This is a genomic window from Haloarcula halophila (genome assembly GCF_029278565.1).
In the GTDB taxonomy this organism is placed as follows: Archaea; Halobacteriota; Halobacteria; order Halobacteriales; family Haloarculaceae; genus Haloarcula; species Haloarcula halophila.
Genome location: NZ_CP119559.1, coordinates 2,242,743 through 2,267,845, shown reverse-complemented (window position 1 = coordinate 2,267,845; position 25,103 = coordinate 2,242,743). Strand labels below are relative to the sequence as shown.

Annotated in this window: 27 protein-coding genes; 9 read left to right on the top strand and 18 right to left on the bottom strand. The window is 67.2% G+C overall.

The annotated features are described in order from the left end of the window. Position 1 precedes the first annotated feature (1 nt). The 3 genes from P0204_RS12020 to P0204_RS12010 all read left to right on the top strand — a co-directional run bounded on the left by P0204_RS12020 (position 2) and on the right by P0204_RS12010 (position 1,406). Complete coding sequence (locus tag P0204_RS12020; RefSeq protein WP_276179512.1) at positions 2-181, top strand: DUF7987 family protein; 180 nt, start codon at positions 2-4, stop codon at positions 179-181. 98 nt (positions 182-279) lie between these two features. Then, positions 280-1,170 (top strand): response regulator, encoded by an 891-nt coding sequence (locus P0204_RS12015; protein WP_276179510.1) that lies wholly within the window; start codon positions 280-282, stop codon positions 1,168-1,170. Positions 1,171-1,208: 38 nt separating this feature from the next. Beyond that, on the top strand, positions 1,209-1,406 hold the full coding sequence (locus P0204_RS12010) for a DUF8015 family protein (RefSeq protein ID WP_276179508.1): 198 nt from the start codon (positions 1,209-1,211) through the stop codon (positions 1,404-1,406). A gap of 1 nt (position 1,407) precedes the next feature. On the opposite strand, the gene P0204_RS12005 is transcribed toward P0204_RS12010, so the two are convergent. The 4 genes from P0204_RS12005 to pan2 form a co-directional block, all read right to left on the bottom strand. Next, the gene (locus P0204_RS12005; protein ID WP_276179506.1) at positions 1,408-1,761 is read right to left on the bottom strand and encodes a DUF5811 family protein; all 354 of its coding nucleotides are present in this window, start codon (positions 1,759-1,761) and stop codon (positions 1,408-1,410) included. 49 nt (positions 1,762-1,810) lie between these two features. Continuing rightward, positions 1,811-2,281, bottom strand: coding sequence for a pyruvoyl-dependent arginine decarboxylase (locus P0204_RS12000; protein ID WP_276179504.1), 471 nt, complete (start codon positions 2,279-2,281; stop codon positions 1,811-1,813). 39 nt (positions 2,282-2,320) lie between these two features. After that, the gene (locus P0204_RS11995; RefSeq protein ID WP_276179502.1) at positions 2,321-3,538 is read right to left on the bottom strand and encodes a PQQ-binding-like beta-propeller repeat protein; all 1,218 of its coding nucleotides are present in this window, start codon (positions 3,536-3,538) and stop codon (positions 2,321-2,323) included. Between the two features lie 376 nt (positions 3,539-3,914). Further along, on the bottom strand, positions 3,915-5,135 hold the full coding sequence (gene pan2 / locus P0204_RS11990; RefSeq protein ID WP_276179500.1) for a proteasome-activating nucleotidase Pan2: 1,221 nt from the start codon (positions 5,133-5,135) through the stop codon (positions 3,915-3,917). A gap of 275 nt (positions 5,136-5,410) precedes the next feature. On the opposite strand from pan2, the gene P0204_RS11985 reads away from it, so the two are divergent. The 4 genes from P0204_RS11985 (at position 5,411) to P0204_RS11970 (ending at position 8,868) form a co-directional block, all read left to right on the top strand. Next, positions 5,411-5,983, top strand: coding sequence for a hypothetical protein (locus P0204_RS11985; protein ID WP_276179498.1), 573 nt, complete (start codon positions 5,411-5,413; stop codon positions 5,981-5,983). A gap of 129 nt (positions 5,984-6,112) precedes the next feature. Further along, positions 6,113-6,685 carry a helix-turn-helix domain-containing protein gene (locus P0204_RS11980; protein ID WP_276179496.1) on the top strand — a complete coding sequence of 191 codons (573 nt, stop codon included), beginning with the start codon at positions 6,113-6,115 and terminating at the stop codon, positions 6,683-6,685. A gap of 3 nt (positions 6,686-6,688) precedes the next feature. Then, positions 6,689-8,416: an Nramp family divalent metal transporter gene (locus P0204_RS11975; RefSeq protein WP_336406452.1), complete on the top strand. Its 1,728-nt coding sequence runs from the start codon at positions 6,689-6,691 to the stop codon at positions 8,414-8,416. Continuing rightward, the gene (locus P0204_RS11970; protein ID WP_276179492.1) at positions 8,413-8,868 is read left to right on the top strand and encodes a hypothetical protein; all 456 of its coding nucleotides are present in this window, start codon (positions 8,413-8,415) and stop codon (positions 8,866-8,868) included. The genes P0204_RS11975 and P0204_RS11970 overlap by 4 nt, the downstream gene beginning before the upstream one ends. Here the strand turns inward: P0204_RS11970 and P0204_RS11965 are convergent, their stop codons facing one another. The 5 genes from P0204_RS11965 to truA form a co-directional block, all read right to left on the bottom strand. Next, positions 8,869-11,910, bottom strand: coding sequence for an FAD-binding and (Fe-S)-binding domain-containing protein (locus tag P0204_RS11965; protein ID WP_276179490.1), 3,042 nt, complete (start codon positions 11,908-11,910; stop codon positions 8,869-8,871). 20 nt (positions 11,911-11,930) lie between these two features. Then, positions 11,931-13,709: an L-lactate permease gene (locus P0204_RS11960; RefSeq protein ID WP_276179488.1), complete on the bottom strand. Its 1,779-nt coding sequence runs from the start codon at positions 13,707-13,709 to the stop codon at positions 11,931-11,933. A 1-nt stretch (position 13,710) separates the two neighbouring features. Further along, a complete protein-coding gene (locus P0204_RS11955) occupies positions 13,711-13,863 on the bottom strand; it encodes a hypothetical protein (RefSeq protein WP_276179486.1) in 153 nt (50 codons plus the stop codon). 490 nt (positions 13,864-14,353) lie between these two features. After that, on the bottom strand, positions 14,354-16,144 hold the full coding sequence (gene pepF, locus P0204_RS11950) for an oligoendopeptidase F (protein ID WP_276179484.1): 1,791 nt from the start codon (positions 16,142-16,144) through the stop codon (positions 14,354-14,356). A 40-nt stretch (positions 16,145-16,184) separates the two neighbouring features. Continuing rightward, positions 16,185-16,982 carry a tRNA pseudouridine(38-40) synthase TruA gene (truA, locus tag P0204_RS11945; protein WP_276179482.1) on the bottom strand — a complete coding sequence of 266 codons (798 nt, stop codon included), beginning with the start codon at positions 16,980-16,982 and terminating at the stop codon, positions 16,185-16,187. 158 nt (positions 16,983-17,140) lie between these two features. Here truA and P0204_RS11940 point away from each other — a divergent pair, with 158 nt between their 5' ends. Further along, positions 17,141-17,644, top strand: coding sequence for a GNAT family N-acetyltransferase (locus tag P0204_RS11940; RefSeq protein ID WP_276179480.1), 504 nt, complete (start codon positions 17,141-17,143; stop codon positions 17,642-17,644). Here the strand turns inward: P0204_RS11940 and P0204_RS11935 are convergent, their stop codons facing one another. The 7 genes from P0204_RS11935 to P0204_RS11905 all read right to left on the bottom strand — a co-directional run bounded on the left by P0204_RS11935 (position 17,645) and on the right by P0204_RS11905 (position 22,583). Next, the gene (locus P0204_RS11935) at positions 17,645-18,043 is read right to left on the bottom strand and encodes an SHOCT domain-containing protein (protein ID WP_276179478.1); all 399 of its coding nucleotides are present in this window, start codon (positions 18,041-18,043) and stop codon (positions 17,645-17,647) included. It lies immediately after the preceding gene. A 46-nt stretch (positions 18,044-18,089) separates the two neighbouring features. After that, positions 18,090-19,391 (bottom strand): histidine--tRNA ligase, encoded by a 1,302-nt coding sequence (gene hisS / locus P0204_RS11930; RefSeq protein ID WP_276179476.1) that lies wholly within the window; start codon positions 19,389-19,391, stop codon positions 18,090-18,092. 39 nt (positions 19,392-19,430) lie between these two features. Beyond that, entirely contained in the window at positions 19,431-19,898 is a 468-nt protein-coding gene (locus tag P0204_RS11925) for a universal stress protein (protein ID WP_276179474.1), read from the bottom strand. Between the two features lie 82 nt (positions 19,899-19,980). Next, a complete protein-coding gene (locus P0204_RS11920) occupies positions 19,981-20,583 on the bottom strand; it encodes a DUF7411 family protein (RefSeq protein WP_276179472.1) in 603 nt (200 codons plus the stop codon). Then, positions 20,584-20,931, bottom strand: a complete 348-nt coding sequence (locus tag P0204_RS11915) for a DNA-binding protein (RefSeq protein ID WP_276179470.1) — start codon at positions 20,929-20,931, stop codon at positions 20,584-20,586. 93 nt (positions 20,932-21,024) lie between these two features. Continuing rightward, entirely contained in the window at positions 21,025-21,486 is a 462-nt protein-coding gene (locus P0204_RS11910) for a 30S ribosomal protein S19e (RefSeq protein ID WP_276179468.1), read from the bottom strand. A gap of 65 nt (positions 21,487-21,551) precedes the next feature. Beyond that, complete coding sequence (locus P0204_RS11905; protein WP_276179466.1) at positions 21,552-22,583, bottom strand: lysylphosphatidylglycerol synthase transmembrane domain-containing protein; 1,032 nt, start codon at positions 22,581-22,583, stop codon at positions 21,552-21,554. Between the two features lie 81 nt (positions 22,584-22,664). On the opposite strand from P0204_RS11905, the gene thiL reads away from it, so the two are divergent. Next, entirely contained in the window at positions 22,665-23,531 is an 867-nt protein-coding gene (gene thiL / locus P0204_RS11900) for a thiamine-phosphate kinase (protein WP_276179464.1), read from the top strand. Here thiL and P0204_RS11895 read toward each other — a convergent pair. Together P0204_RS11895 and P0204_RS11890 are read right to left on the bottom strand one after the other, a co-directional pair. Further along, on the bottom strand, positions 23,528-23,659 hold the full coding sequence (locus P0204_RS11895; RefSeq protein WP_276179462.1) for a hypothetical protein: 132 nt from the start codon (positions 23,657-23,659) through the stop codon (positions 23,528-23,530). The two genes, thiL and P0204_RS11895, sit on opposite strands and share 4 nt — an antisense overlap. A 180-nt stretch (positions 23,660-23,839) precedes the next feature. Beyond that, positions 23,840-25,030 carry a site-2 protease family protein gene (locus P0204_RS11890; RefSeq protein ID WP_276179460.1) on the bottom strand — a complete coding sequence of 397 codons (1,191 nt, stop codon included), beginning with the start codon at positions 25,028-25,030 and terminating at the stop codon, positions 23,840-23,842. Positions 25,031-25,103: the final 73 nt, after the last annotated feature.

The following is a 25,103-nucleotide window of genomic DNA, read 5'->3' as shown; positions in this document are numbered from 1 at the left end:
TATGGTCTCCCGTGAGAACGCAGTCATCCTCCTCTTCGCGACGGTCGGATTGGTGCTGGCCTACGGCGGACGCGTCGTGACGAACGTGGACGACAGCCTCCTGATCGGGATGCTGATCTGCATCGGCGTCGTAGCGCCACAACTGCTCAACAACTATCTGGACAGCACGGACCCGAACTGATCCCGGACCGTCCTGCTGTGCGTGACCGCTCCAGCGAGACAGTCTGTGGGGAGTGAGCCGCCGTTGACTCTTTATATCACAACACCGATAGTGCTGGCATGAGCGCTGCAGTGGGCGGACCGATACGCCTGCTCTGTGTCGACGATCAGCGGGAATTCGCCGAGATGACCGCCCAGCGACTCGAAACGATCGACGACCGGTATCGGGCGGCCGCTGTCGACAGCGCCGACGCCGCCGAAGAGTCTCTCGCCGCCGAACCCGTCGATTGTATCGTCAGCGACTACGACATGCCCGAACGGACCGGACTCGACCTGCTGGAGGCCGTCAGGGCGGAGGACGAGGAACTGCCGTTCATCCTCTTTACGGCGACGGGGTCCGAGGAGATCGCGAGCGCGGCGATCTCCGCCGGCGTCACCGACTACGTCGAGAAACAGATCACCGGCGATCACTACGCCCTCCTCGCGAACCGGATCGACCGTGCAGTCGAACAGTACCGGACGAACCGCGAACTGCGGTGGTACCGGACCGTCGTCGAGGCTGTCGACGACTTGGTGTACGCGGTCGATCCGGAGGGAACGGTCGTCTTCGCCGCAAACACCGTGGCACTGACCGGCTACCGGCCCGAGGAGCTAGTCGACCGGCACATCTCGGTGGTGATGAGCGAGTCGAGCAGACAGACGGCCCGCGAGGAGATCGACCGACTGCTCGGCGATCCCGACCGGACGTCGGCGACGTTCGAACGGACGCTCGAAGACGCCGACGGCAACACCGTCCACTGCGAGGATCACATGGCGTTGCTTCCGGCCGAAGACGGCTCGTTCCGTGGGACAGCCGGAATCGTCAGGCGACTCGACGAGACACTCCACGCGGACCCCGACTCGCTGGCGCGACTCCAGGCGGTGTTGAACGAGCGCCAGAGCGACGGCGACGACGCGCTCGTCGAGGCGGCCCGGGAACTCGTCGCGGAACTGGCTCCCGAGACGGAGTAATAATATTTAATTACCGCGCGAACGGCAGTTGAGATACGATGTCGGGTGAGTTCCCCGTCTCGACTGCCGATGCCGTCCTCGCGACCATCGCGCTCTCGATGGTGCTCGCGGGTCTGGGTGCGGTCGCGTCCTCGCTCAGTGTGGTCGCTGCGCTGGCTGCCGGGAGTCTCCCGGCTAGCGGATCGATCGGCTACGCACTGTTCTACAACCCCCCAGTCGAGTCAGGCGCAGGGTGAGCTACTGCGCGGTCGGCGTGTCGTCGTTACCCATCACCTGCTTGACCTGGAGCGCGGCGGAGGCGGCGATTCCGCGGGCGAGTTCGTCCCGTTCGGTGTCGCTGATCGCGACCTCGTCGGGGTTGTCAGGGGAGTAATCGGCGCTGACCACGGAGCCGACCGGCGGCTGGACGGCGATCCGTGCTCGTGGGCCGGCCTGTCCGTTGCTGATCTCGGAGCCGACGACGAACTCGCCGGGCAGCAGTTCGCGTGTTCGGGCGGCGACGTTAGCGAGGTCCTCCCGCAGCCGATGGCGCTGTTCGGTCGTCAGCGTCACCGTCTCGGTGTCCCCACCGAACGGCGTGTTGCCATACATGGACGTTCCTGCAGGGATAGGAGAGCAGGTGATAAAAACCTCCTGACTCTCACACGACTGGCCGGCTCTCGCCGTAGGTCGCCAGGACGACCGCGCTCGCGTGTGTCTCGGTCGGTTCGACCGAGCGGACGACGACCTCCTCCTCGACGAACTCCCAGTCCCGCAGGTCCCGCCCGGCGGCCAGTCCCTCGCGGATCTCCGAGCGGACCGCGTCGGGGTCCTCACCGTCGACCTCGTAGAAGATACCCGGGCCGTCGGCGGTACGTGCCCAGCCGATGCCGGCCGCGACGCGCTCGCCGGGAGCGGCCGTCGCCGCCGACTGGACGACCTCCAGTGCCTCCCCCGGGGGACCCAGCTCCGGTGTCTCACCGACGACCTCGATGGCCGGTCCCGCCGGGATGACCGACGAGAGCGTGACGAGGTTGTAGTTGTGGACACCGGCCTCGGCCAGAGCCGCGTCGTACGACGAGAGCGCCGTCGGCCCGGTCGCGGTCCCCCACACGACCCGGATGGTACTCATACCCGACGTTCGACCGGCCGAGCGGTAAGGGGTTTCGCTTCAGCCCATCGCTGTCAGTTTGTAACACATCCCCGGCCGGTCGGCCTCGCCGTCGACGGCCCGCTCGGCGTAGTAGACCGCCGAATCGGTCACCAGCGGCGCGCTCGTCACGTGGCCGCGGTTGCCGACCGTCCAGGCCACGTCGCCGGTCGCCCGCTCGACGGCGTAGAGGGTCGTGTCGTAGGACCCGACGAGGACGTGGTCCCTCGTGGCGACCGCACTGCCGATGAGCCAGCCGCCGGCGTCGAGTGCCCACTCCTGTTGGCCGCTCTGGAGGTCGATCGCGTAGAGGTGGTGGTCGTGGCTCCCGACGAAGACAGTGCTGTCCCGGATCGCCGGCGCACACATCACGTCCTGGTCGGTCTCGAACGTCCAGACCTCGCTCCCGTCCTCGACGTCCAGGCCCGTCACCGTCTCGGACCAGGAGGGGACGACGGCCACGCCGTCGGCGACGGCGACGGGCGCTTTGATCTCCGCGCCGGTGTCGTAGCTCCAGGCCCGTTCGAGCCCCGGGAACGTCCAGGCGTAGCAGTGGCCGTCGTTCGACCCGAAGAGCAGGCGCCCCCGCTCGCGGTCGATGGTGACCGTCGAGTGGGGGTGGTGGGTCGGCCGCGAGTCCCGCCAGTGAACGTCGCCGGTGGCGGCGTCGACCGCGGCGACGCTCCCGCTGGGAGCCGCGTGTTCGACCGCGACGTAGAGCGTCCCGTTGTAGTAGGTCGGACTCGCGCCGATGGCGTCGCCGAGGCTCGTGCGCCACTGCCGGCGACCGGTCGCGAGATCGATGGCCGACACCGCGCCGTCGTAGGCACCGATGTAGGCCGTTCCGTTGGCGATGGCCGGCGTCCCGTGGCTCCCGCGGCCGGCCTGCGTGAACGTCGTCGCCCACCGGACCTCGCCGTCGGGCGTCACCGAGCGAATCCGGCCGGTGTCGTCCGCGAGGACGACGTTGCCCGCCGGGTCGAACACCGGGCTCCCCTTCGCTGCGGTGTGGTCGCCGCGGTTGGCCGGCAGTTCCCACGCCTTCTCGACGGCACTCGGGAGGGCAACGTCGCGGTATCCCTGGTTCAACAGGCCCTGCCGGAACTGCGTCGAGGCGTGCTCGTCGAGTGCGGTCGAGGCCAGCGGGTCGAAGCTCCCCTGACAGCCCGCGAGCGACCCCGCGACGGCCGTTCCCACGCCCGCGAGGAACGCCCGCCGCGTCTGTCCGGTCTCGTCCATGCCGCGCGATACCGGACGGCGTGGCTTAAATTGCGCGGGGACGGACCGGAACGGGAGAAAGTCTCGCCGTGTGCCGGGAGAATTCGATGGGGCGGCCGGGAGTGGCGGCGGTATCCATCGCTTCTGGAATCAGCGTACGGTCAGCCGGAAGCAGCCACTGTGCCGCCTGCTGGGAGACCGGAAGTCCCCCGAGCCTCGCGGTGGAACCGTGAGGACCCATGGAAGAGCGGGGCTGTACGGGGCATACCGCGCCGAAGGTGCGGTTTCCCCGGACGCGAACGCAGTGAGCGTCCGGCTGTTTTTCCCCACGTTTTTGCAACGGGGGGTGCCCGCAGCGAGCAACGCGAGCGAGGACACCCCTCGAAGTAAAGAGTGGTTAGGCGAACGCGACGGGGCCGCTCCCGGTCTCTTCGTCCTGTGAGATCTTCTCTAAGGCCTCGTGGAAGTCGCGCTGTTCGACGGTCGTCCGGCCGTCGCGGATGGCGAACATCCCGGCCTCGGTGGCCAGGGAAGCGAGTTCCGCCCCAGAGAGACCGTCTGTCTCCTTGGCGAACGCGCCCAGATCGACGCTGTCGGCCAGGCTCATCTCCTGGGTGTGGATCTCTAAGATGCGTTCGCGGCCCTCGTGGTTCGGGTTGGGGACTTCGATGAGGCGGTCGAAGCGGCCGGGCCGGAGGATCGCCCGGTCGAGCATGTCGAAGCGGTTGGTGGCGGCGATGATACGGATCTCGCCGCGGTCGTCGAAGCCGTCCATTTCCGAGAGCAACTGCATCATCGTCCGCTGGACCTCCGCGTCGCCGGAGGTCTTCGACTCCGTCCGTTTGGCGGCGATGGCGTCGATCTCGTCGATGAAGATGATCGCTGGCTGGCGCTCGCTGGCGAGTTCGAACAGGTCCCGTACCAGGCGTGCGCCCTCGCCGATGAACTTCCGGACGAGTTCGGAGCCGGCCATCTTGATGAACGTCGCGTCGGTCTCGTTGGCCACTGCTTTCGCGAGCATCGTCTTCCCGGTCCCGGGCGGGCCGTGCAGCAGGACGCCGCTCGGCGGTTCGATGCCGATCTCGCGGAACTGTTCGGCGTTGATCAGCGGTTCCTCGACGGCCTCCCGGACCTCGCGGATCTGCTCTTCGAGGCCACCGATGTCGTCGTAGGAAACGTCGGGCGAGCCGTCGACCTCCATCGCTTGCGCGCGGGAGTCGGTCTCCGGATCGAGGATCTGCTTGACCGAGAAGGAGTCGTTGATGGCGACGCGGTCGCCGGCCTCCATCTCCTCACGGATCGAGGGGGAGACCTCCGTCAGTACCTCCTGGTTGTTGCCGTGTTGCTTGACGACGACGCCGTCGTCGAGCATCTCTTCGGCGGTCGCGATGTACAGTGAGGAGGTCTTGAGCGTCTCGTTTTCCCGTTCGAGCTGGTCGACCTGGCTCGTCAGGTCCTGCTGTCGCCCCCGAGCGCTTTCGAGTTGTTCGGTGAGCTGTTCGTTGACACGGACGATATCGACGAAGTGCTCCCTGAGCGCTGCCAACCGCTCGTCGGGAGTCATATCGGGGTCGAGGTCCAACCGTGGTCGTTCCGGAAGCGAAGGACTGCGCGACATTTGGATATCCGGTACTACGGCGCTGGTATACAAAGGGCCTTTGGGTCACTCATCGGACGAGAGGTCGGCGTACCCGTCCGGGTCGGCGCTCCACGGCACCCGAAACCGGTTCCCAGAACGGGCCTGTCCGGAGTCGGGACCATCACACGCGTCATTGATATACAGGGGCCAACTACTCGGACCTATGTGTGAACCCTCCGCGGCGGTTCGTCCGTCACTGGTTCGGGGGCGTCTCCGAACACGCCGACGCGTATCACGGAGAGAGGTGAGAGTCGATGCCCGAGTGTGACTACTGCGAGGAATCCTTCGAGGGAGAGGACGCGTATCTCGCCCACCTGGGGGATGCCCACCAGGGAGAACTCGGTCCGATCGACAGACGCCGCGTCGGGGGTGACGAGGGCGACGGCGGCCTCCCGACCGGCCAGCTCGCCGTCGCAGGTGTCGCGGTGGGAGTCGTCGCGCTCCTCGGCGGTGTCTTGCTCCTATCGGTCGGCGGCAGCGGCAGCGAGATCGGGCCGGCCGGCAGCGCCCACTACCACGGAACGATCCAGATGACCGTCCTCGGCGATCGCGTCGATTTCACACAGGAGCAGTACCAGCTCCAGGACAACCGGTTCCACTTCGAGGGTGACGGGCGCTGGCACGCCCACGCGACCGGCGTGACCCTCGACTACGGGATGGAGACGCTCGGGGTCGGCGTCACCGACTCCTCGGTCCGGTTCCAGGGGACCAACTACACCGAAGCCGACGGCTACGAGATCAGCGTGACCGTCGACAGCGAGGCCGTCTCGCCCGACTACGTCTTGGAGGACGGCGATACAGTACAGATCGTCGTCGCTGAGAGCTAACTCGGCAAGAGCGTGTCGTAGGGGTGGCCTCACAGACCCGTTTCATCGGGATGTGGTGGCATCGGGGAGTGATCCCTATCCGAAAGAGACTGGGATAACTGATAAGACAGACGACTGTGAGTATCGAATATGAGCAATTCCGCGGACGACGGGCGTGACGAGAACTCGCCACCGTCCACGGCTACATTCACTACCGAGCGCGTCATCTCGGTGTTCGAAGGGCGGCGGGACTTCGCCAAACCGCTGACCGCCAACGACGTGATGGAGGCCCTGGGCTGTTCCCGACGGACGGCCCACGACAAACTGGACGAACTCGTCGAACAGGGAACCTTGGAGACTCGGAAAGTCGGCGCACGGAGTCGCATCTGGTGGGTCCCGATCCCGCGGAGACGGGAGCCCGAAGGACCAGCGGAACTGCCGCGGGACCCGCTGGTCGAGATCAGTATCGCGAACGCGGACCTCCCGGGGAGCGGCGAACTGTTGGAACGGCGCCGCGACGCGCTCAGGGCGTCCTACGACTATCTCATGGAACATCCCGACACCGACCACGGGGCATTTCTCAACGACGTGTTCCCGGACCACCCCGCCGGGTACACCACGGCCGACGAGTGGTGGGACGCGATCGGTCCCGCGCTCGAATCGCTCCCGGACGTCGAGATAGCGAGCGACGGCGATCACGTCTGGCACTACAGCGGCGGGTGAGCGATGTCGGGAACGGGCGGGGCGGATGGGGAGTCGACCGACGTGTACGTCTCTGACGACGAGCAACGGTCCCTGATGTCCACGTACACCCCTGTCGCCTACGACAACCTCGAACCGGGGCCGGCCACCGACGATAGCCCGGACCCCGGAAGCGGGGGCCGGTTCAAGCAACTGGACCTCCCGAAGGTCCCGAAACTCCGACACATCGTCGGCCCCAGCGCGATCATGTTGGGGGCCTCGATCGGGAGCGGTGAGACGCTGTTCTGGCCACAACTGGTGGCTCGCTACGGCTGGGGGCTCTACTGGCTGTTCGTCGCGGCCGTCTGTATCCAGTTCGTCGTCAACACGGAGATACAGCGATGGACGCTCGCAACGGGGGAGAGTATCTTCCGTGCGTTCGAGCGGGTCCATCCGGTCGTCCCGCTGGCGATGTTGGTCGGCGGGTTCGTCAGCCTCGGCTGGCCCGGGTGGGCGGCGAGTGCCGCACAGATCGGCGCCGAGGGGCTCGCGCTCGGCACCTACGACGTCGGTGGGGTACAACTGGCCGGCTGGCGGCTGTTCGGTATCGTCCTGATGGTGTTCATCTGGATCACCTACCAGGTGACGCCGCTGATGTACAACGTGGTCGAACGGCTGCAGATCGTCCTCGTGAGCCTCTCGATCGTGTTCACGCTCCTCCTGTTCGCGCTCGTCGGCTCTGTCGATGTCCTGTTCAGTATCCCGACCAGTGTGACGGAGATCAGGAGAGGTGCCCCGACCGGGTCTATCGCCGTCCTCGTCGGGGCCTTGGCCTACGCCGGTGCCGGAGGGTATCTCAACCTCTCACAGAGCCTCTGGATCCGGGAGAAGGGGTACGGGATGGGGCGGTACCAGGGACGCATCAAGAACCCGTTCGCCGGTGACGACCCCGAGACGGTCCACGAGAACGGGTTCACGTTCCCGCCCGACAGGACGAACCTCGAACGGTGGCGTGGCTGGTGGCGGGTGACACAGCTCGAACACCTGTTGACGTTCTTCTCGGGCCTGCTCGTCGTCACCACGGCGCTGGTCGTCATCGCGGTGTCGCTGGCACCCGGGACGGCGCTGGGGGCCGTCGACATGTGGCTCGTCCAGATCGCGCCGGCGTCCGGCGGTATCACCACCGAGATCATCTACGTCACGCTGTTTCTGGCCCTCTTTACGACCGAGTACGCCATCGTCGAGTCGTTCGTCCGCAACAGCTCCGACATCATCTACGAGCTGTACGGGCGGGAGGCCGGCTGGAGTCTCCCCCGCCTGTTCTGGGGGCTGTTGACCGTCTTCTGTGGCTGGGGCGTCGTCATCCTCCTGTTCCCGATCGCTATCGACGACCCGTTCGGCCTGCTCGTCGTCGGGGCGGCGATGTCCGGGCTGATGATGTGGCCGTACATCGTCGTCGTCCAGCTGGTCAACACCGTCAGGCTCCCGGAACACACGATGCCGGGCTGGGGCCGCGTCGTCGCGATGTGGTTCGCAGCGGCGTTTTTCGGCTACTTCAGCGTCCGGCTGGTCGGGACGGGACTGGCGAGTCAGTTCGGCTTGCAGGTGTTCGCCGTCAGTCCCGGCGTGGTCGGGAGCGCCGCGGGCGGCTACGCTCTCTGGATCGGCTACGCGCTCGTCCAGTTGTACACGATCTACCGCGTCGGCCGCGCGAAAGTCGCCGCCAGCGGAACAGTCGAGCGGGCACGAGTCGCCGGAGGCTGGTTCAAGTGACCGACGAACTGCGGGTCCACCTCCATTTCGCGATGCGGGGGACCTACCCGCTCCGGCTGCTCGATCTCCTCTTCTGTACCGAGACGGTCAGATACGTCGAATACGGCTACCTGACGCCGTTCGATATCGCCGTCGGATCGGCGAGACGGCGGGCACGGGCTTTCGCAGACCGGGTCACCAGTGAGGGGATCGCCACGGCGATCGACGACGCCGAAGCCGTCGAGACACACGAGTACGGGAGTATCGAGGGTGTCGACGTCTACGAGGGCGGCTGGTTCGGCCGCCCCAAGGTCGTCGTCCGGTCCGCGGACGGGACGGCGACCGCCGTGCGAGTGCACGGGGAGTTCGACGCCGAGGCCTTCACCGCGGCGCTGGAGTCGACCCTCGATACACGGGATGTGCCCGTCCGACGACGGGCGGGGACCGGACTCGGCCGACTGCTCGGGTGGTGACTAGGCGAGCGCCGCCGCGACCATCTCGATGGGGTGGGGTGGCTCGCCGTCCTCGCCGAAGTCCTCGAGCTGTGACCGGCAGGAGGCTCCGGGTGCGACTACCTGCTGGGCGGGCGAGTCCCCGATCTGGTCCACCAACACGCCGGCGATGGCCTCGCTCATCGAGTAGTGTTCGGCCTCGTAACCGAAGGAGCCGGCCATGCCACAACAGCCCGAATCGAGCGGGTCGACGTCGTAGCCGGCCCGGCGCAACACCCCGACCGCGTGGTGGTCTTTCGTCGTGGCCTTCTGGTGACAGTGGCCGTGATAGGCCAGCGCTCTCTCGGTCGCTCCGAACTCGACGCCGTCGAGCAGGCGGTAGGTGTCGAGATACTCGCAGACGCCGTAGGTGTTCGTCGCAACCGTGTCGGCGTCGTCGGTCGAGAGCAGGTCGCGGTAGTCCAGTTGGTACATGACCGCGTCCGAGGGCTCGACGGCGACGACGTCCCACCCCTCCCGGATCCGCGGGGCGAGCGCGGCGACGTTCTCGCGGGCCGTCTCGCGGGCGTGATCGAGCATGCTCTTGGAGAAGGCGGGACGCCCGCTGTCGGTCACGGCGTCGGGGACCGAGACGTGGACGCCCGCCGCTTCGAGTACCCGGACCGTCGCTTTCCCCGCGTCGGGGTGGGAGTAGTCCGTGTACGGGTCCGCGAGGATCAGCGCCTTCCTGTCGGCATCGCGTTCGGCGACACGGGACCCGCCGCGCTCGGCCATCCAGTCGCGGAACGTCGTCCGGTGGAACCCCGGGAGGGTGCGCTCGCTGCTGATCCCGACGGTCCGTTCGGCGAGCCGTCCCGCGCCCGGAACGTCCATCAGCCAGTTCGAGACGGGGGCGAACGTACTCCCCAGCGAGAGCACCGTCTCCACGTTGGCGAACAGTCTGTCCCGCAGAGAGAGCCCCTCCCGCTGGTGGTGCTCGTGGACGACTTCGGCTTTCAGTTTCGCCATGTCGACCCCGCTCGGACAGTCCTTCTTGCAGCCCTTACAGCCGATACAGAGGTCCAGCACCTCCGTGACGAACGCCTCGTCGAACGGGTCGTCGGGCAGGTCGCCGTCCATCGCCGACCGGAGCATGTTCGCCCGGCCCCGGGTACTCGTCAACTCCTCCTCGCTGGCCCGGTAGGTCGGACACATGACGCCGCCGGTCGTCTCCTGATGGCCGGTACAGCCGGCACAGCCGTGACACAGTTCGACCATCCCCTGGAAACCGTTCTCGGTATCCCAGTTCAGCGTCGGTTCGAACCCCGCATCGAACGTGTACTCGGCGTCGTACCGGAGCGTCTCGGTCGGGTCGTGGTCGCCACAGACGTTGCCGGGGTTGAGGAGCCAGTCCGGGTCGAACGCCGTCTTCAGCTCCCGGAACGTCGCCCAGAGGTCCTCGCCGTAGAGTTTCCGGTTCCACTGAGTTCGGGCGCGGCCGTCGCCGTGTTCGCCCGACACGGAGCCCTCGTACTCGACGACGAGGTCGGTGATTCCCTCGGAGATGGCCTCCATCGTCCCGATACCGTCCTCGGATTTGAGGTTCAGCAACGGCCGGATGTGCAAGACGCCGGGGCCGGCGTGGGCGTAGTAGGAGGCGAACGTGTCGTGCTCGTCGAGGAGCGCCTGGATGTCGGCGACGTACTCCGGGAGGTTTCGGGCCGGCACCGCGGTGTCCTCGACGAACGGCCAGTGTTTGTCGTCGCCGGTCCGGGACAGCAGGATCGGGAGGCCGGCCTTGCGCATCTTCCAGAACTTCGCCTGGCGGTCGGCGTCGTAGGCCTCCAGCGCGTCGACGGCGTGGACGGGCTCGGTTGTCACGTCTCCCGCCCCCTGGGTCGGGGTGGCCCTCGCGTCGTGCCCGGGGAGGCGGTCGGCGAGCAGGTCGGCGATCTTTCGCTCCGCGTCCGCCGGGGAGTCGGCGTAGAACTCCACGAGGAGCGTCGAGTCGGTGCCGTCCGGCAACAGCGAGACCACGTCGGCGAACTCGGCGGTGTCCGCAGCGAGGTCCAAGAGCGTGTCGTCCATCACCTCGACGGCGGCGGGGTCGTGGTCGAGGATCGGGGCCACGTCACGCATCGCGTCGAGGATGTCGTCGTAGGTCAACAGCACGACGGCCGTCGACTGGGGGACTGGTTCGAGCGAGACCGTCGCCGCGGTGACGATCGCCAGCGTCCCCTCGCTGCCGGCCAGCAGCCGTGCGAGGTTGACCTCGCCGCGTTCCCTGGCGTTGTCGACGAGTTCGTCGAGGTTGTACCCCGAGACGTTGCGCTTGAGGTCGGGGTACTGCTCGTCGATCTCCTCGGCGTCTTCCGCGAGGATCCGCGCGACTGCGGCGTGGATTCGCCCCTCTAGATCGCTGTCCTCGTCTGCCGCTCTGGCCCGTCGCTGGAGTTCGTCGACGCTGACCCAGCCAAACGTCGTGTGTGTCCCGTCGGCGAGGACGGCCTCGCACTCCTCGATGTACGCGTCCGTCTTCCCGTATTTCAGGGAGTGAGCGCCCGTGGTGTTGTTACCGATCGCACCCCCGAGGACGCTCTTGTCCCCCCAGGCGGGGTCGGGCGCGAACTTCAGTCCGTGGGGGTCGAGACGGTCGTTGAGGCGGGCGATCGTGATGCCGGCCTCTGCTTTCGCGCGACCGTCGTCCGCGTCGACCGAGACGACCCGATCCATGTGCCGTTTGAAATCCAGGACGACCGCCTCGTTGACCGCCTGGCCGGCGAGGCTGGTGCCGCCGCCGCGGGGAAGCACGGGAACCCCGTGCTCGGCACAGTATTCGACGACGGCGACGACGTCCTCGACCGACCGCGGCGAGACGACGCCGATCGGACGCTGTTCGTACGCGCTGGCGTCGGTGGCAAACAGTTCGCGGGTGTACGTATCGAAGCGAACGTCGCCGTCGACGCGGGCGGTCAGGGCCGCGGTGAGGTCGGGTCGGTGTTCCTCCCCGCCGCGGTAGTCGTAGTTCGCACTCGGGTCGGTCGACGGATCGGGTCCGTCGGTGGGTCGTGAGTCGTATGCCATAAAAATGGAGTCGTGGTCGGTTAGAAGGCTCCCGGCGCGACGACGTAGGCGAGGAGCAGCGTCACGATCCCCGTGAACACGCCGTAGTACAGCACCGGAATCAGTTCGAGTCGGATGACACGTCCCTCCTCGCCGATGAGCCCGACCACGGTGAGCGCGGCGACCACGTTGTGGATGGAGATGAGGTTGCCGAACGCCCCGCCGACCGCCTGGGCCGCGACGACGACCTGGGTCGGCGCGCCGATCTGCTGTGCGGCCTGGAACTGGAAGAGTCCGAAGAGGATGTCACTGACCGTGTTCGAGCCGGCGATGAACGCGCCGAACGCGCCGATGAACCCGGAGAAGAACGGGAAGAGCTGTCCCGTCGTGTCCGCGGTTATCTCCGAGAGCAGGCCGAGCATGCCGGAGTCGACCGGGGCCGCCTCCAGAACCACTGCGCTGCCGGTCCGCTGCATGATCATCACAGTCGCGACCGCGAACCACAGCGCGATGACCGCCGGAGCGATGTTGCGGAGCGCTTCCGACCACGAATCCGTGATCTCCTCGCGGTTCATCCCGTGGAGCGCATACGTGACGACCGCCACCAGCACGAAGAGGCTCCCGGGGAGATACAGCAGTTCCACACCCTCCGAGAACGGTGTGCCCAGGATGTTGTTCCAGGCGAACACGCCGGTCGTCGAGAGGAACTCCTGGACCGGGCCGACGACGCGGGTCAGGACCAGCAGTGCGGCCACGAGGACGTACGGCAGCCACGCCATCCCCAGGGACATGTCCTGGGAGTGGGTGTCCTCGAACGTGGCCACGCCGCCGTCCGCGGCGACGGTCCCCTCACGGCTGGTGCCACCACCGGTGCCAACGCCCTGTCCGGGCTTGACGCTCCCGACCCAGTGGTCGGGCCACTGGTCTCGGGGACCGAAGTCCCACTCCTCGTCCGGGAGGAAATAGCCCGCCCGCAGCGTCGTCGTGACGACGAGCAGGCCGACCATCGAACCCAGCAGCGCCGGGAACGTCGGCCCGAGGAGGACCGCCGTCGCGACGTACGGGACTGCAAAGGCGGCCCACGCGAACAGCGTCAGCGGGAGCACCTCCAGCGCGGGTTTGATCGACCGGTCCTCGCCGAAAAAGCGGGTCATCATCGCGACGCCGATGAAGGGGACGGCGATCCCAACGATCGCGTGGATGACCGCCGCCCAGACGCCGATCTGGGCGACGTAGGCCCCAACGCTCTCGAAGCCGCCCTGCTGGACGACCTGCTGTGCTGTCCCCGTCCCCTCGGCGAAGACCACGTCCCGGAGACCGATGATCAGGGGCGTCCCGACTGCGCCGAAGGTGATCGCGAGCAGGTTCCCGGTCAGCGCGACGACCACTGCCGCCAGCGGCGGGAAGCCGAGCCCGACCAGCAGCGGACCGACGATGGCCGCCGGGGTCCCGAAGCCGGCCGCGCCCTCGATGAACGAGCCCATCAGGAAGCAGAGCAACACCACCTGGACGCGCCGATCGTCGCTGATCGAGGAGAACCCCGCGTTGATGACCTCGAACGCACCGGACTGTTTGAGCGTGTACAACAGGAGTATCGCCCCGAACACGATGACGAGTATCCGGGTCGCCGTCAGCGCGCCGCGTATCGACGCGGCGGCGATGAGCCGCGGCGCCATCTCCCACCCGACGAAGGCGACCACGGCCGCGATCACCCACGCAATCGGCATCGTCCGCGTGGCCGGCTGGTACAACCCGACCATCAACACGCCGATGACCGCCAGCGGGAGTACCGCCAGCAGTGCTAACGTGAGGTCTGCCACGCTAGGTCGCCTCCACGGACGGGACCCGACCGGTCACCGTCTCCCCGTGTGGTGAGCCGGGTTCGATCACGATCGGCGAGTTTCCCGTGTCGTCCGGTTCGAGTAGCTGTACCGCCTGGAATCCGTCGATGCCACGTCTGCTATGTCGAAGCATCGAACGTGTCATGTTATTAGGTGTATATATACCTGCCCACTGTTCAAACGCCGGTGACGTGTCGGTAATCCACGGACGGCTTTTAGAGGCCTTCAATAGACCATATTCGCGGGATACGGGAGCTGTCTCGAACCCCCTATCACAGTCGTGTGTACACCGCCCACACCGCACTCTACGGGGGTTCTTGTCGCGTGAGAACGGCCGTTTTACCCCCTACACTCGTGTGTAACTCCCGGTTTCGACGGTTCACTTCGGAATTCTCCCTTCGTGGTCCGTCCCGACCCCGGTTCGAGTGGCGTGGAACCGCTCTCTCGGGCGCGATCCGACAATAGGGCTCTTGGGGACCACTGACGACGGCCGAGCGTGTCTCGGAGCTAAAAGCCCCTGCCTCAACGAACGAAGCGAGTAGCGGGGGTCGTTCACGCACACTGGTGGCTGTACTGACTACCGCGGCGACGGATTCACAACAACGGCTACGAGCCCCTGGGTCCTACAGGAGTCGTTCGAACTCGTCGAGATACTCGCTGTAGGTGTCCAGCGCCGACTGGACCGGCTCGGGGCTAGCCATGTCGACGCCTGCTTCACCCAGCAGTTCGAGGGGATACTGTCGGGAGCCACTGCGGAGGAAGTCGAGATATCGCTGTGCGGCCGGTTCGCCCTCCTCTAAGATGCCGTCGACGAGAGCGACTGCCGCGGAGATACCGGTCGCGTACTGGTAGACGTAGAACGCCCGGTAGAAGTGGGGAATGCGCATCCACTCACGAGCGATGCGGTCGTCGAGCACCGCCGGCTCGTAGTAGTCGCCTTTCAGGTCGGCGTAGAGGTCGTCGAGCCGGTCGGGGGTCAGGGGCTCGCCGGCCTCGACCATCTCGTGGGTTCGGTGCTCGAACTCCGCGAACATCGTCTGTCGGTACAGCGTCGACCGGAACCGTTCGAGGTACTCGTTGAGGACGTGCCGGCGCAGGCGCTCGTCCTCGACGGTCTCCAGGAGGTGGTGGGTCAACAGGGTCTCGTTGACGGTGCTTGCGACTTCGGCGACGAAGATCTCGTAGCCCGAGTAGACGTACGGCTGCTCCTCGCTGGTGTACTCCGAATGCAGCGAGTGACCCAGTTCGTGCGCCAGCGTGTACATCGACTCGACGTCGTCCTGGTAGTTCATCAGGATGAACGGCTGTGAGTCGTAGGTCCCGCCGGAGTAAGCGCCGGACTGCTTGTGTTTGGTCTCGTAGACGTCGACCCACCGCGACTCCAGCCCCTCGGCGAGTCGGGACTGGTAGTCCTGGCCCAGCGGCGCGACGGCCTCGGTGACGTACTCGCAGGCCTGTTCGTACTCGATCTCGGGAGACTCTTCCTGGACCAGCGGGGTGTAGAGGTCCCACATCCGGAGTTCGTCGGCCCCGATCGCCGTGCGTTTGAGATCGGCGTGGTGATGGAGCGTATCGAGGTTCTCGTGGACGGTGTCGACGAGCGTGTCGTACACCTCCACGGGGACGTTCGGGCCGTCGAGCGCGGCCTCGCGTGCGGTGTCGTAGTCCCGTGCCTGGGCGAGTTTCACGTCGGCCTTGACGGCGTTCTTGTAGGCCGTCCCGACGGCGTTGCGCACCGTCTCCCACTCGTCGTAGAAGGCCTCGTAGACCCGCCGGCGGAACTCCCGATCGGGGTGTTTCTGCAGCGTCGTGAAGTTGTTGAGCGTGATCGGTTGCTGGTCGCCGTCGGGGTCCTCGACGGTCGGGAACTCCATATCGGCGTTGGCGAGCATGTTGTACACCTCGCCGGGCGCGCCGGTCACCTCCCCGAGTTCCGCGAGCAGGTTCTCGACCTCGGTCGACCGGGTGTGGTCGCGCATCCGGTGGACGTCGTCGAAGTAGTGTTCGTAGTCGGCAAGCGCCGGTTCTTCCTCGATCATCGCCTCGATCTCCGCCCAGTCCAGTGCCTGGAGTTCGGGTTCGAGGAAGGATGCGGCCGAACTGGCGTCCGACGACAGCGACTGCGACCGAGCCGTCAGCGCCTGGTAGGTGTCGTCGGTCGTGTCCTCGTCCCGACGCATCCGGGCGTAGGCGGAGACGTTCGAGACGGTCCGCATCAGCTCCTCGTACGTTTCCAGCGTCTCCCGGAGGGTAGCGGCGTCGTCGGTCGCCCGCCCCTCGTAGGCGGCCAGGTCTTCGATCAATTCCTCGGCCTCCTCGAAGGCGGCGTCCCACGCCTCGTCGTCGGCGTAGAGGGACGCCAGGTCCCACTTGTACTCCTCGTCGATGTCGCTCCGTGCGGGTACCGAACTCATGGGCCGGCGTAGGGACGGCCCCGAAGTAAGCCTTTCTCGGTCACGCCAGCCCGTCCCGGATCGTCCCGGCGACGCGGGCACCAGCGGCTCGCGTGGCACGCAAATCGGCGAACACCTCGCGGGCACTTTCCCGAGCGTCGGCGTCGACCGCGAACTCGACGCCCGGGTACAGTACGTCGGTCAACACGAGCGGGTGGGCTGGCGCAGGAGCGACGCCGTCCGGCCCTTCCAAGGACTCGGTTGAGCGGACCCGGTCGGCGAACGACAGGTCCCGTTGGCCGCGGGCGATCTCGGCGACAAGCCCGACGACGCGGCGGACGAGCTGCCGGCAGAACCCGCCGGCGGTCAGCGCCACGACCAGAAACTCCCCGTCCCGGGAGAGGTGGGTCGAGAGCTCCCTGACGGTCCCCTCGTCGTCGGGCGTGAGGTTGTGGAAGTCCTGTTCCCCGGAGAGAGCCGTGAGTGCGGCCCGAGCACGCTCGTCGTCGGCGTCGGGAGCGTGGAGGTGGTAGGTGTAGCGACGCTCGGTCGCGTCGTACTGGGCGTGGAACGACGCGGGGACGTTCGCGCTGGCCCACGCACGGACGCTCGCCGGGAGTTCGCTGTTGAACGCGGCCGGCGAGAGCCAGTCCGGTGCCTCGAAAGCGACGGTCTGTGCCAGCGCCGAGACCCCGGCGTCGGTGCGGCCGGCCGCCGCGTACCCCTCGGGGACCCGCTGGTCGGCGACACCGAGCCGGGAGAGTGCAGCCAGCAGTTCGTCTTCGACGGTCCGTACGTCGGGCTGGCGCTGGAAGCCGTGGAACGGCCGGCCGTCGTAGGCGATCCGGTAGGCACGCATCACCGGAGTTTGGCAGCCCGGTCACTTGGAGGCCTCGGCGCGTGAGTTCCGGCGGGCGCTCGTCGATTCCCGCAGGTACGACGACCCCCGACAGCGGTTCGCAGACGCTGGGAACCGACAGCCACACTTAGGACGGTGACTCCCCAACGTGGACGTGGATGCCCACAGCCGACGAGAGCCCCGAGTTTCCGTGCCCACCGGTCGCGTTCACGGATCGAGCCGAGCGGGACCTGGTGATCGACGCGTACGACGGGGACGCGGAGCCGCTCGTGGCGATGTACGCCGACTTCGACGCCGACTCCCGCGCTCAGGGACTCCCGCCCCGCCACGAGGACGAGATCCGCGAGTGGATCGGGAATCTGCTCGCGGAGGGGTACAACGTCGTCGTCTGGCACGGCGACCGGATCGTGGGCCACGCCGTGTTGGTCCCCTACGACGGGACCTCGGAGCTCGCGATCTTCGTCCACCCGGGCTACCAGTCGGTCGGGATCGGCTCACAGCTCATCCGGGCGCTGCTCGGCCACGGCCAACAGCAGGGGCTGGACAGCGTCTGGCTGGCCGTCGAGCGGACCAACCACATCGCGATGCGGCTGTACGACTCGGTCGGCTTCGAAACGACGACCCGGGACCGCGCCGAGAACGAGATGGAGCGATCGCTGTAGCTACTCGAACTCGCGGTCACGGGGCCGCTCCGTATCGACGTGTTCGGTCTCCAGCAACCGTTCGAGCCGCCGTTCGAACTCCTCTTCGCTGACTTCGCCGCGGGCGTAGCGTTCCCGGAGTTGTTCGAGTGGAGATCGGTCGCTCGAAGCCGTCCGGTCGTCGACGCCGTGGGAGTCTGTAGCCGGCGTTTCTGCGTCCTCCGGCTCCGCTGGCTCGGGTTCGACCAGCGGGAAATCGTCGCCGAGAATGCCGATCAGCGGCAGGAGGATGAACGCACAGAGGACGAACGTCGCCGGGACCAACGGGCCGAGATTCAGGATCGCAAACAGCGCCGGCAGGCCGAAAGAGAGCGTCCCGACGACGCCCATGAGCTTGTTCTTCGGGAGGGTGGGAACCATACCCGGGGGACTAGCCGGGACAGGCAAAAAAACTACGACAACAGTGTCACTCGGCGAAATCCGCGTAGGTCGGGCGGTCGTGCTCGCCGGGGAACGCGTCGACCGGGACACTCACCTGCTCACCCTCGTCCATCTCCTTGAGCGTCACCTCGTCGTTTTCGAGGTCCTGCTCGCCGACGATGACGACCGTCTCGGCGTTGATCCCGTCGGCGTAGCCCATCTGGGCACCGAACGAGCGGTCGACGACGTCCGTCTCGACGACGTGACCCAGTTCACGGAGGTCCCGGGCGATCCGGGCCGCTGTCGCCCGCGTGTCCCCGACCTGGAGGACGTAGTAGTCCGTCGACAGCGTCTCCTCGGGCCAGACGCCGGCCCGCTCACAGAGCAACTGGAGGGTCGCGTGACCGGGTGCGAAGCCGACCGCGGGCGTGGGCTGGCCGCCGAAGCCTTCGATGAGGTCGTCGTAGCGGCCGCCGCCGAAGACCGACCGGGAGACCGACCCCGTCGAGTCGAAACACTCGAAGACGACGCCGGTGTAGTAATCCAGCCCGCGAGCGGTCGACAGCGACAGCGTCAGGAACTCACGGACGCCGAAGTCCTCGGTCGCCGAGAGCACCGCGCGCAGGTTCTCGGTCGCCTCGCGGAGGGCCTCGCTCCGCTCGGCCAGTTCGTCCAGGTCGTCCTCGCCGGTCTGGAGCAACTCGTCGAACCGCTCGGCCTGGTCGTAACTCAGCCCGGTCCCGTAGAGGGCGTCCAGATACTCCTCGCGCTCGACCTTCGCGCGCTTGTCGACGGCCCGGATCGCCTCGCGAGTGTCGACCTCGGCGTCGAAACTCTCCAGCAGGCCCGAGAGGATGTCACGGTGGGAGACCCGGATCTCGAAGTCCTCGGCCGACAGCCCCAGGTCCGTGAGCATGTCGACGGCGACGGCCAGGATCTCGGCGTCGGCCGCGGGGTCCGCGGAGCCGAAGATGTCGACGTTGGTCTGGTAGAACTCCCGGAACCGACCCTGTTGGACCTGCTCGTAGCGCCAGAACGGCCGCGTCGAGACCCACTTGATCGGCTTCGAGAGGGCCTGCTGTTTGGCGACGACCATCCGCGCGACCGACGGCGTCAGCTCCGGCGTGAGCGCCACGTCGCGGCCACCCTTGTCCTCGAAACTGTACAGTTCCTCGACGATCTCCTCGCCGCTCTTGTCGGCGTACATCTCGGTCGGCTCCAGCGCCGGCGTCCCGATCTCGCGGAAGCCGTAGCGGGCGGCGACGTCCTCGATCGTATCCATCGCCCAGCGGCGCGCCTGCATCTCCTCGGGGTAGAAGTCGCGAAAGCCCTTGACCCGGTCGTACATACCGGCGGCTACAGCGAGGGCGCGCTTGAACCTGTCCGTTCACACCGAGACCGCTGCGATCGGCTCGACATCGGCCCGCTCTTCCTGAACGATATAGAGGTCGAGATCTAGTCTGGCAGCGACCCGGCCGCTCACCATGTCGGCGGGTGTGGCCGAACTCGCGATGTTCTCGCTTCCCATCACAACGAGATCGGCGTCGACATCACGGGCGATATCACGCAGACGTCTGGCGATAGCTCCCGACGTGGGGTGGCCGCCGACGTGTTCGATTCGATAGTCCGCCGTTGGCGTGATCCCCGCAACACGGCTCCGGAGTCGTTCCATGATCGTCCCGACGGCGAACGGTTCGTCCTCGGTGATCCACCCGTTTTCGAGAGCGATCCGATGATCGTCCGGCACGACCGTGGCGATCGTTAACTCTTCGTCGGTGGCTCTCGCCAGTTCGTGTGCCCGTTCGAGTGCGGCGCTCGACAGTGCAGACCCGTCGTACGGGACGAAGATTCCCATGTGTGCTCCCCCACACGAGGAGGGTCCCCTCCGGGACACTTAATCGGCCGGTGGCGTTACCGGACAGCGAGAACAGCGCTGGTTACTCCGCCAGTCCCCGCACCCGCGACTGGGTGTGTTCGGGGAACACCGCGTCGACAGCGCTCTCCCCGTACCGCTCGGCCAGCAGCGCCCGGAGTTCGACCTCGTAGTCGGCCTTCGGAACCTGGGCGCTCGGCCCGGTTTCGACGACGAGTGTCCGCTCGGCCATGTCGTCAATCGCGTCCCGGCCGACGCCCGCGAGCGGCGCGAGGTAGTCGACTCCGAAGCGGTCTTCGACGCTCTGAGCGAAGGGGCGCTCGATGGTCGGGACTCGGTCGTCACGACGGGTGCCGTCGGCGACGGCGTCGATGTCGATGTCGTCGGCCCGCCGGGCGACCGTCTCGACGGCGTGTTCGTGGACCTGCTGGATGGCGTTCCGCGGGAAGCCGTCCGCGTACATCTGTGCGACAGCCTCCTCGGCGACCGACGGGTCGAGGTCGACGGTCCGATGGTCGAAGCCGACGGCTGCGGCGGCCTCGCGGGCCGGTTCGGGCTCGACGACCCCGAAGGTCCCGCTGAGCAACACCACCTCGTAGAACGGGTCCAGCAGCACCGCCGCCAGCGTCGAGTCCTTCCCGGCGCTGTAACACAGCCCACAGCGCATCTACCGGCGCTTGATGTCGAAGCTCTTGGAGTCGGGTGTCAGCTCCTGGAGGAGCTGTTTCATCTTCTCCTCGTCGATCTGGCCCTGGATACGGCCGCTCTGGGCCAGCGCGACGACCTGTTGTTCGATCTGTTCACCCACGTCGGGTTTGGACATCTTGACGGTGTTGAGTCGCTTGCGCGCACCGTCCGAGAGGTGCTGTCGGAGGATCGCCTTCTTCTGGGCGTCGGCCTGTTGCTGGGCGGCCTGCTGGGCCTCGCCGTCTTCGCCCTCCTGTTGTTCCTTGAGCTGTTCCATCTTCTTCTTGCGGAGCTCGTCGAGCTCCTCCTCGCTCGGGTCGCCACTCATGACTACACCGAACTACTGGCGTCGCGCGGAAAATCATTTCGGAGCGGGCTGTCGAACCGTCGGTTCGGCACCGACGAATCGAAGAGAGGCGCGCTACGCGTACCGTTCCAGTTCCGGGCGGTCGAGGTCCTCGATGACCTCGCCGGCGGTGTCGTCGAGCAGGCTCTGCCCGTCACCGGTGATGCGGCGGCCGTCGTTCTGGCTGGTCTCGACGTAGCCGGCGTCTTCGAGCTGCTGGAGCGCGGTCCGGATGATGTTCCCCGAGCCCTTGGACTTCTGTTTGGGGCGGACGCGGTAGCGCGTGGTCCCCTGCTTGGAGCTGCCGTACTCGCTGCGGAGGCTGTTGACGCCGACCGGCCCGTCGACGGCGACCTTCCGGAGCAGGCTGGCCGCGCGTCGCTGCCAGAAGTCGTCCTGCTCGGGCGGGAGTTCGCGGTCGACGCCCGTCTTGGCGACGATCGCCCAGTCGGGCTGTTCGATGTCGTCCTCGTCGGCGAGTTTCTCCGTGAGCGCCTCGATGAGCTCCTCGGGCGGAGCGTCGTAGAGTGTCGTCATTGGGCCAGTTTTCCCGTTGCCGTCATTTAAGCGCATCGTTCGCGGCTCCGGGACGTGAACCGCTCTCATCCACGTGTCGTCGCGCGGTCGGCACCCAATGCCGTCGCCACGCCGGCCCCGACCAACGTCGGCAGCCAGTAGGTCGCGCCGCGATGGATCAACACCGCGGAGGTCGCGACCACCAGCGTCGCCGGGGTCGTCGAGACCAGCAGCGTCACCAGGACGGTTTCGATCGCGCCCGATCCGCCAGGTAACGGCGCGATACTGGCGATCGATCCGACGGGAACGACCAGCAGGACCGATGCCACCGGAACGGTGATGCCGACGGCGTACAGCGAGGTCCACAGCGAGGCGACCAGACAGGCCCACCCCAGCGCCGAGAATCCCAGGGTCTGGACGAGCGTCCAGCGGTCGGCCGCGACCCGGTCGATCGCGGCGAAAAACCCCTCGATACGGTGTTCGATCCCGCCCTTCGACGGCGGCGACCGACCGGGGACGACCCGGCCGAGAAACTGCAACAGCGGTGTGAGCAGGCGGACGACCGTCGCTTCGAGTTCGTACCGGTACCGCCAGCCCAGATACGCGCCGACCGGCAGCCCCACCGTCAGCACTGCGACCGCGACGGCCGCGAACATGAGGTTTCGCCCGAGCCGGACCGCGCCGGCCGCGACGAACGTGAACCCGACGACGGCGTACATCAGCGATGGGACGAAGTGGATCGTATCGACGCTGGCGATGGCGGCCAGTCCCGTCTCGTACTCGCTGTCGGCGGCCGTCGAGATGAGCAACGCGCTCAATGGCTCCCCGCCGGCCTGCCCGAACGGCGTGATGTTGTTCGAGAAGATGGCGCCGGCGAACACGAGGACAGCCATGTAGGCGGGGAGCGGAGCGTCCAGCGCGCGCAGGACCGTCCACAGCGCGAGCCCCCACGTGGTGAGCCAGAGGACGGCGATCCCGAAGACGAGCGCCAGCCCGCCCGGGTCCGCGCTGGTGAGCGCAGTGACCGTCTCGTCGACGCCGACGAGCCAGACGAGCGCCCCGAGGACGACGAGCGCGCCGGCGAACCCCAGTACCGTCGCCCACCGACTGTCGTCCATGTCGGTGGCGTGGAGCGTCCGGGGCTTGAACCCACCGACAGTGACCGGGAGCGTTTTCCACCCCGGCGCCGACCAATCGGTATGGACGAGCGGGCTGCACTCGGCGTACTCGGCGAGCGGCTGTCGGCCGCGGGCGACGACTGTGCCATCGTCGACGGGCAGGTGTTGACGACGGACATGCTCCACGAGACGACGGACTTCCCCGAGGGGACGACCCGCTACACGGCCGGCTGGCGGGCAGTCGGTGCCTCGCTGTCGGACGTGGCCGCGATGGGCGCCGAAGCGACCGCCGCGGTGGCCGTCTACGGCGCGCCAACGTTCGACGAGACGGAGCTGCTCGCGTTCGTCGACGGCGCCAGCGACGTCTGTTCGGCCGTCGACGCCGAGTACGTCGGTGGAGACTTAGACGACCACGCGGAGTTTACCACCGCGACGACGGCGCTGGGCCGGACTGACGACCCCGTCCGCCGCTCGGGGGCCAGCCCCGGTGAGGCGGTCTGTGTCACGGGGACGCTGGGCCGGTCGGGTGCCGCACTCGAACTGTTTGAGGCAGGCGAGACCGAGCGGGCGAACGAGCTGTTCAGGTTCGAGCCGCGGGTGCGTGCCGGAACCGGACTCGCGCCGCACGCGACCGCGATGATGGACTCAAGCGACGGGCTGGCCCGCTCGGTTCACCAGCTCTGTGCGGCCAGCGACTGCGGCGCGGCGATCGAGTCGCCGCTCCCGATCGACGACGCGGTCGATGCAGTCGCGAGCGACGAACGGGAACGGCGAGAACTCGGCGCGTTCTTCGGCGAGGACTTCGAGTTGGTCTGTACGGTCCCCGAGGCGGATCTCCCGGCCGCACGGGCGGCGGTATCGTGTCCGCTCACGCGGATCGGGACGACGACGGCCGACGGCGTGACCCTGGACGGGGAGCCACTGCCCGACCGCGGCTACTCACACTAGTCCCGGTCGAGCGCGGCGAGCGTCGTCGAGACCTGCCGGGCCGCCTCCGCGGCGGCGTCGGCCCGCTGGTCGTAACTCAACTCGCCGTCTGCTTCGGGAGGGGTCCCCAGGGGTGGGCGGGAGCACATCTGTACACGTCACTTACTCCCATCGGCGCATATAACCGGTCGACAGTTCCGTTCGATTCGCGTGGTTTCACTCGTTTCACGGCGAACGCCCGGGTTTCACGAGCGTCGCTATGGAGAACCGATACGACCGGTGGAACGTCGGTGACAGACGCCTTTCGGCGGATATCCAGGCGGTTCCGTTCACGCGGCCGCCGTGATCTCGAACGGGACCGGCGTGAAACAGGCTAGCCCGAGCACGAACGTGAGCACACCCAGCGCAGCCCGGCGCCGGTCGAGGGACTCGTCGATCGTCGGGCGGGCCGGCCCGGCGTAGGCAAAGCCCAACGACAGCAGGCCCCAGAACACCCACAGCGTCCACACGCCGAAGCCGATCGGCGGCGGGTCACGAGTGAGGTAGAGGAACCCAGCCAGTGCGAACAACCCACCGGGGACGGCCGCCGCGACGGTCTCCTGGCGCTGGCCGACGATCGCACGGACGATGTGACCGCCGTCGAGTTGCCCGACGGGCAGGAGATTGAGGAAGGTAAAGAACATCCCAGCCCAGCCGGCGAAGACGATTGGATGCAGGGACTCACCGGGACCGACCGTCGCCCGCAGGCCAGCGGCGGTGACCAGGGCGTCCAACCCCTGTAACAACAGTGGGTCGTGGAAGTCGATCGTGTACCCCGCGTCGCTTTCGAGGACGGCCTGTGGGATCGTGATCGGCTCCAAGGTGAGCCCGATCACGGTGACGACGGTCGTCGCGACGAGGCCCGCGAGCGGCCCTGCGACGCCGATGTCGAACAGCGCCCGCCGGCTCGGAATCCGCCCGCGGATGTTGATGACCGCGCCCATCGTCCCGAGCAGCGAGGGAAACGGGATGAAATACGGCAGCGTCACGTCGACGCCGTGGTACCGGGCAGCGACGTAGTGGCCGAGTTCGTGGATCCCGAGGACACCGAGCATCGCGACGACGAACGGCCAGGCCTCGAAGAGACGCAACGGGGCCTCGGCGACCGGAATGTAGTACCACTGTGTCGCACCGACGTACAGCGTCGAGACGATCGTCGCCAGCAAGAGCCCGACGTTCAGCCAGGGGATCGATCCCGTCGAGGTCGCCTCCGGTTCGGCGACGAGGACGTAGGCACTACCGCCGGTAGTCGGGACTCGGCGGCCGTCACCGGCGCCGGTCTCGTCGGTGGACTGCCGTTCGAGCCGCAGATCGTACCCGCGCTGGCCGAACGCCGTCCGTAGTTCGTCGACGACGGCGTCGGGGGGAACGAGCGGATCACCGACGTACCGTACCGTGTCCTCGACGCGCTCGACCGACCAGACCTGGAAGACGCCGGCCAACGCATCGGGCGGTGGCGGCCTCTCGTCGGACCGACTCATCGCTGCCGAGTAGCGGAGCCGAACACTAATACTCCGCGCTCACGGACGGGACGTTTCGGGTTGGGAGGCGAAA

Coding starts and splice junctions, on each gene's coding strand:
- P0204_RS11915 (WP_276179470.1), bottom strand. CDS start 20,931: ATGAGTGGCGACCCGAGCGAGGAGGAGCTCGACGAGCTCCGCAAGAAG.
- P0204_RS11895 (WP_276179462.1), bottom strand. CDS start 23,659: ATGTGCTCCCGCCCACCCCTGGGGACCCCTCCCGAAGCAGACGGCGAG.
- P0204_RS11955 (WP_276179486.1), bottom strand. CDS start 13,863: ATGCTTCGACATAGCAGACGTGGCATCGACGGATTCCAGGCGGTACAG.
- P0204_RS12005 (WP_276179506.1), bottom strand. CDS start 1,761: ATGTATGGCAACACGCCGTTCGGTGGGGACACCGAGACGGTGACGCTG.
- P0204_RS11920 (WP_276179472.1), bottom strand. CDS start 20,583: ATGCGCTGTGGGCTGTGTTACAGCGCCGGGAAGGACTCGACGCTGGCG.
- P0204_RS11925 (WP_276179474.1), bottom strand. CDS start 19,898: ATGGGAATCTTCGTCCCGTACGACGGGTCTGCACTGTCGAGCGCCGCA.
- P0204_RS12015 (WP_276179510.1), top strand. CDS start 280: ATGAGCGCTGCAGTGGGCGGACCGATACGCCTGCTCTGTGTCGACGAT.
- P0204_RS11965 (WP_276179490.1), bottom strand. CDS start 11,910: ATGGCATACGACTCACGACCCACCGACGGACCCGATCCGTCGACCGAC.
- P0204_RS11995 (WP_276179502.1), bottom strand. CDS start 3,538: ATGGACGAGACCGGACAGACGCGGCGGGCGTTCCTCGCGGGCGTGGGA.
- P0204_RS11975 (WP_336406452.1), top strand. CDS start 6,689: ATGTCGGGAACGGGCGGGGCGGATGGGGAGTCGACCGACGTGTACGTC.
- P0204_RS11935 (WP_276179478.1), bottom strand. CDS start 18,043: ATGGTTCCCACCCTCCCGAAGAACAAGCTCATGGGCGTCGTCGGGACG.
- P0204_RS12020 (WP_276179512.1), top strand. CDS start 2: ATGGTCTCCCGTGAGAACGCAGTCATCCTCCTCTTCGCGACGGTCGGA.
- P0204_RS11910 (WP_276179468.1), bottom strand. CDS start 21,486: ATGACGACACTCTACGACGCTCCGCCCGAGGAGCTCATCGAGGCGCTC.
- pepF (WP_276179484.1), bottom strand. CDS start 16,144: ATGAGTTCGGTACCCGCACGGAGCGACATCGACGAGGAGTACAAGTGG.
- P0204_RS11940 (WP_276179480.1), top strand. CDS start 17,141: ATGCCCACAGCCGACGAGAGCCCCGAGTTTCCGTGCCCACCGGTCGCG.
- thiL (WP_276179464.1), top strand. CDS start 22,665: ATGGACGAGCGGGCTGCACTCGGCGTACTCGGCGAGCGGCTGTCGGCC.
- P0204_RS11905 (WP_276179466.1), bottom strand. CDS start 22,583: ATGGACGACAGTCGGTGGGCGACGGTACTGGGGTTCGCCGGCGCGCTC.
- P0204_RS11890 (WP_276179460.1), bottom strand. CDS start 25,030: ATGAGTCGGTCCGACGAGAGGCCGCCACCGCCCGATGCGTTGGCCGGC.
- pan2 (WP_276179500.1), bottom strand. CDS start 5,135: ATGTCGCGCAGTCCTTCGCTTCCGGAACGACCACGGTTGGACCTCGAC.
- hisS (WP_276179476.1), bottom strand. CDS start 19,391: ATGTACGACCGGGTCAAGGGCTTTCGCGACTTCTACCCCGAGGAGATG.
- truA (WP_276179482.1), bottom strand. CDS start 16,982: ATGCGTGCCTACCGGATCGCCTACGACGGCCGGCCGTTCCACGGCTTC.
- P0204_RS11985 (WP_276179498.1), top strand. CDS start 5,411: ATGCCCGAGTGTGACTACTGCGAGGAATCCTTCGAGGGAGAGGACGCG.
- P0204_RS11980 (WP_276179496.1), top strand. CDS start 6,113: ATGAGCAATTCCGCGGACGACGGGCGTGACGAGAACTCGCCACCGTCC.
- P0204_RS12000 (WP_276179504.1), bottom strand. CDS start 2,281: ATGAGTACCATCCGGGTCGTGTGGGGGACCGCGACCGGGCCGACGGCG.
- P0204_RS12010 (WP_276179508.1), top strand. CDS start 1,209: ATGTCGGGTGAGTTCCCCGTCTCGACTGCCGATGCCGTCCTCGCGACC.